Source organism: uncultured Bacteroides sp., from assembly GCF_958445495.1.
GTDB lineage: Bacteria > Bacteroidota > Bacteroidia > Bacteroidales > Bacteroidaceae > Bacteroides.
In genome coordinates this window covers 93,630-99,634 of sequence record NZ_CAUCSQ010000015.1, presented here as the reverse complement: position 1 = coordinate 99,634, position 6,005 = coordinate 93,630, and the positions used below count along the sequence as shown (strand labels likewise).

At 41.5% G+C, this 6,005-nt stretch carries 3 protein-coding genes; all 3 read right to left on the bottom strand.

Annotated elements, in window-relative coordinates:
- Positions 1-1,175 (bottom strand): Ig-like domain-containing protein (locus Q5076_RS07320; protein ID WP_303012073.1); only part of this gene is annotated, 1,175 nt, incomplete at its 3' end.
- A 369-nt stretch (positions 1,176-1,544) separates the two neighbouring features.
- Entirely contained in the window at positions 1,545-3,194 is a 1,650-nt protein-coding gene (locus tag Q5076_RS07315) for a RagB/SusD family nutrient uptake outer membrane protein (protein ID WP_303012071.1), read from the bottom strand.
- Between the two features lie 14 nt (positions 3,195-3,208).
- On the bottom strand, positions 3,209-5,980 hold the full coding sequence (locus tag Q5076_RS07310; RefSeq protein WP_303012069.1) for a SusC/RagA family TonB-linked outer membrane protein: 2,772 nt from the start codon (positions 5,978-5,980) through the stop codon (positions 3,209-3,211).
- Between the last annotated feature and the right edge of the window lie 25 nt (positions 5,981-6,005).

The following is a 6,005-nucleotide window of genomic DNA, read 5'->3' as shown; positions in this document are numbered from 1 at the left end:
CTGTTTTTCTTTTTTTTCTTCTTCTTTTCTTTCTCCGGCTCGTCTTTCTTGTACTTCTGCTTTGAAACCAGGTTCAGCGTATCCGTACGGGGAACCAGTTGATTCAATGTATCCGTGTACAGATAAGTGAGGCTTATCGCGAGCGTATCCTGCTGAAAAAGCAGAGAGTCTTTCACCCAATAATGGATGGTATCGTTCCGCTGGTTCTTCTCGATGACGAAAGCTTCTCTTTCATCAAAATTCAAACCTTTCAGGACCGGCAGAGTATCCGCTTCCCCGGCAAAATAAAAAGAAAATTTCCAAGGAATGAGCCGTTCGGACTTAATCAGGTATTGCGAGTAGTTAAACTCCTTAAAAGCACGGAGGATAATATCATCCGGCAGATAGTGCATGTATTTCCTTTCAACAATCGTATCGTATGTCAATGAGTCTACCCAGGCAGTGTCCATGCGGGTACGCTCTTCCATACGAGGAACAATCAGCGAATCATGAAAAGCGATTACTTCGCTCTTCTGGTTAAAAGTAAAGTTCTGGTCAGCATCCATCAGCCCGTAGATGCGATATGTACCGGGAGCTACACCGCGAATGGTAAAACGCCCGCGGCTGTCGGTACGCGCCACCCGTTCAAAAGGCAACTTCGTAAAAGCCGAATCATTCAGGTTGGTATGAAGCCCGACCAAAATCCCCTTAATCGGTTCCAGGTTGGAAGCATCGAGGACAGTGCCCGAAATCTCCATCGTATCTATCTGCGCACCGGTAGAAAAGGTGAACGCAAAGTTACCCAGCGGATTGCCTTCATTGTTATCGACAATGGCATCCGAGAAATCAATCGTATAAGTGGTATTCGGCTTTAACGAATCAAGCAGGTTGACCTGTATCCTTTTTCCGGAAGCTTTGATTTCGGGCTGTTGTATCTGGGGAGGAGAAACCACGACTTTTTCCGTCGCTTTCTCCAACTTTATAAATTCATCAAACAAGAGGGAGACTTTAGTCCTCTGATTATTCAACGCACCCGCCACAGGGGTACTGCTGATAAAACGGGGAGGCGTCTCGTCATAAGGCCCTCCGTCCGGACGCCCGATACTGGCACAAGAATATAGCACGGCAACCAGCATCAGTACCGGAAACGCCCTGCGAACGATTTGTTTTATCTTTGGATTTTCAAATTGCAACATGTTGCAAAAATAAGCGTTCTTATTCAATAAATACTATACTTTCTAGCTAATTTATTAAAAAACGAAGGGAGGAATTTCGGGGAATAAACAAATCCGATAGACTTTCTGTCTTTTTTCCCACGAATCCTAATTTGTTATTATCTGAAGTATCGCCGACTTGATTCTATCCTGTTTACAGGAAGATATCGCTGCTTATATTTTTTAAGAAAACAGTTGCATGATGAATGCCTTGAGGGAGGCAAACCAAATAACAGAAAGGGTTTAATCAAAATTTTCTTATCCAGACTAAAAACAGGTTTTTACCTTTTCCAAAAGAGCTGTGTAGCGGAATGAGAAGATTATCAGATTCCGCTACAGTTTCATCTTATTTTACCAACCTGCATTCTGTCCTAAATTCGGATTTTTATAGTACTCTGTTTGCGGAATCGGATATAAATACATCTTATCTTCCCAATTACGTATTTCGAGCAGTTCTCTTTTATAAGAGGGTGTTCCGTTTTCAATTGTAATCCTGATACCATAAATATTCCGAGTCTTATCACCGATTTTCCAACGACGGATATCCCAAAACCAATGGTCTTCAAAGGCAAGCTCCACTCGCCTTTCACGCCGGAGACTTTCGGCGAAAGCATCACCGTCTGTCGTGATATCGGGCATATCTGCTGCCGCACGTACCTGATTCAACGCCGCACGTGCCGACAACGGATGTTCACTATCGGTATAATCTGCATTTTTCCAGGTACTCATAGCTTCTGCATAGTTCAGAAGTATTTCCGCATAACGGAATATTATAAAATGATGGGGTTTCTTTTTCTCGCTGGAAGGAGTAAGAGAGACTGTCTCATTCATGTATTTCTTTAAATAATAACCTGTTGTAGTCGCTCCGGCTGTTCCGGCTCCGTCTTTGCCTCCTTCGTAAGACTGAATGGTAGAGTTCATCCATGTATCTCCATTACAGAGTATTGTTTTATAAAATCTCGGATCTCTGTTCTCATACGGATTTTGTCCGGGTTTCATCTGTTCCCAGTCAAAGTCTGTCCCGTCAATCAATTGAAAAGCATCTACCAGGTTCTGGGTAGGTACATTACCTGTCTTTCCTTTTTCATAACTGATAGGCAGGTTGTTCATTTCAAAATCAAAACTGTCTCCATTTCTACGTTCGAAAATCAGTTGCGGCGATTTTAAGACGTCATTTCCTCCATTCTTGGCGTATAAAGGATCTTCATTCGTTTTCGGCAAGCTATACCAATTCTCTTTGATAACAGAATAGGCCGCATCAGCAGCATACTTCCATTTCTCCAAATCCTGACCGGGATTATGTAGCGGACTTGCCGCATAAAGAAGGGCACGCGATTTCAGGGCCAATGCCGTACCTTTGGTTACACGCCCTGTCTCGGCCCAAAAGTCTTGTTGGCTGACCGGCAACGTTTTAGCTGCATCATCGCATTCATTACAGATGTATTTTATCACTTCGCTAAAAGAAGTCTTCTTCACTCCGTTGATTTCATCCAGGGTGTAAGTACGTGTCAGTAATGGAATATCACCATACCGCTTAGCCAACTCGAACAAAAAGAACGCCCGTAGCACACGCAACTCTTCACGATACATCGTTGCTTTGGAAATATCTTCCTCATAAGTATCATTCCAACGAAAGCGTTCCAATCTCTCTTGTGAATAGTTTTCCAGAAACGAATTGACCGAACGAATGGCTCCATAGCATTTAGACCACATATCATCCACTGTATTATTAGGGCTCCATGCGTTGTTATAAAAATCATGCACGCTGTTGTCACTCCAGATATAGACGGAATTGTCTGTCGCCGATTCTCTCAAAGCTCCGTCAAACACTCCGAGGTCTCCGGGAAGTTGGCTGTATACATAAGTAGCCAGACCTTTGACATTATTAAAATAGGAATAAGCTTCTTCCTGATTCAGACCTGTAGATTCATCCAATTCGAGCAAGCTGCAACCTGACACTGACAGTAATAAGCTTGCACATAATATGATATATTTTTTCATTGTTATCTGATAGTTTAGAAATTAATATTCAAACCGAAATAAATAGAAGTCATATCCGGATAATTGATATTCAAATCTTCACAATTCATATATTTTACATGGTCTAAAGAGAAAAGATTATTGGCTCTTGCATATACTTGAATCTTTTCCATTTTTACCTTTTTAGCCCATGAAGAGGGGAAATTGTAATAGATGTTCAGATTACGGAGTTTGAAATAACTTCCATTTTCCAGCCATTGCGTACTGTTCCTAAAATTATTGGCATTATCCAATGTTGTCAAACGGGGAACATTGGCGACTTCTTTCGTGGCTTCTGTCCAGCGAATTTTGTCGTTTAGATACCAAGTGGAAATGTTGGTATTATTTCTTAACGGCCAATACACGCTTGAGGTATTTAACATCACGCTATAATGACCTACTCCCTGAAACAAAGCGTCAATACCGAAACCTTTATATTCAAATCCCAAACTAATGCCATAATATATTTCTGGCATGGCGGTTGAATATCCGATTGCTTTTTGATCATTATTGTCAATTACTTTGTCGCCATTTAAGTCTCTATACTTAATGTCTCCTGGACGAACTTCCGAGAACTTTTGAACGGGACTGCTTTTTATATCCGCTTCATCTTCGAAATAACCGATAGCTTCCCAACCAAAGCATTGCCCAATCGGATAACCTTTTTGAGACAAATAGTCATACGGCTGGTAGCCTTCTCCATTTTCTATGACTTTACTTCTGGCATAAGAGAAATTGATTCCGGCATAGTAGTTAAAATCCTTGTGTGCTTTCTTCCATATGGCGGACAATTCAGCTCCTTTTGTCTCTACTTTTCCTGCATTCATCTTAGGAATGGTGATTCCTATCGCTGAGGATATCATCCCGCTTCCGTCTACCAAAATATTCGTACGTCTGTCATAAAAGCCATCCACGGAAAAGGCCAGTCCATCGAACAAACTCATATCCAATCCGATATTATATTTATCAGCGACTTCCAAATCCAAACGTTTCATCGCCAACACCCCCTCTTTTAAACTACTGCCGGCAGAAGTGTTTCCGTCCTGGAAATAATAGGCTCCACTGCCCGTCCAATATTGTTTATCCATGTCATAGTCATAGATGTCATAACCGGAACGCCCATAAGAAGCGCGAAGTTTCAAATAGTTTATTATAGATTTTTTTTTCATGAAATTCTCATTGGAAAGTATCCAAGCTGCGGAGACAGCTGGATATGCACGATATTTGTCATTCTTTCCCAATACACTGCTACCGAAACAATTGGCTACGATATCCAACAAGTAACGGTTATCAAAATTATATCCTGCAGTTCCGATAATGTATTGACGATATCGGCTGTTGTTGGCTCCTGTCAATGTCATCGACTCCTGACGAAACATCGTACTGACCACAAAATCGTGTTTATCCCAAATCCGATGATAATTGACTTTTGCTTCAAAATTGGCATGTATATATTGATTAGCCAGCCCTTTGTTGCTAATAGCCAACTCATCATTGGGATCTCCATAATTTACATAAACCGGTTGCCCATTTTCACCTTTCTCTACTGTCTGATATAGAAAGCTTTTCTTGGCTGTTTCCTGATAAGTCGCGCTATTATCATAAGCGACAGCCAATTCTGCACTCAAGCCGCGGGCCAACACAGACAGGTCTTGCGTTAACCGTAAATCCGCTTGTAACATACGCTGATTCAGTTTATAATAGCCGACATCTGCCAAATTTGCTATAGGATTCGTTTTCAACACATTATTACTTCCCCAAAATCCATTCTGGGTCTGTACTGGAAATACGGCGGAAGGAGTATTGAATATTTGTTCAAATAAGGTGGCTTCCGACGTTGTGGGACGCTTACTTTCCCGTAACATACCGAGCATATTCAACTTCAGCTTTGTAGCATCTGTTATGTCTACATCCAGATTCATGCGAAGATTGAGGGAATATTTTTTCATCTGAGAGTTATAACGGTCTGTATAATCGGTATATTTATCATTCAACAATCCCATATCGTTCTTATAATTCAAGACACTGAAATAACGAAGCCGTTTGCCGCCGCCACGAAAAGTGATATCTAACTGATGGCTGGTCGTGTGATTGCGCAAAGCTTCTTTTTGCCAATCGACATTCGGATAAAGGTCACTATTTATTCCCGGCAAAAATGAAGCCTCATCCATATCCGGCTGCAAACCATCATATCTCAACGCTTCATTACGGGCTTTCGCATAAGTATAAGCATCTGCGAATTCTGGCTGATTGACCGGTAATCCCAATCCAAATTTATAGTCTACTTTTATGTCTTTCTTATTATACATACCCCGCTTAGTGGTTATCAATACGACTCCATTAGCTCCTCTACCTCCCCAAAGGGCGGTAGCAGCACCATCTTTCAGTACAGATATCGACTCGATTTCAGAAAGGTTGATATATTCAATCGGCCGGGCGAAACCGTCTACGACAAACAGAGGGGTATCTCCATTCAAAGAACCTCGCCCCCGTACATTCAAACGGGATTTTTCTGTCCCCCAGCTTGTATTTTGCATTACACTCAATCCCGGCAATAGTCCATATAGGGCGTTATAGGGACTGGTAGTCGCATTTTTGTCCAATTCATCCGAATAGACAACAGAAACAGCCTGTGTTTTCCGCAATTCCGTCGTTGTCTGGATTCCCAAATCGACTTCCTTATCTTGCCTTTCATCATTTTGGGCGATTCCCGTAGTGGCAAATGCCAACGAGAAAGCTATTATATAAAGTAATTTATTCATAATCATTTTCTTTTTATTCAACAATTCGATT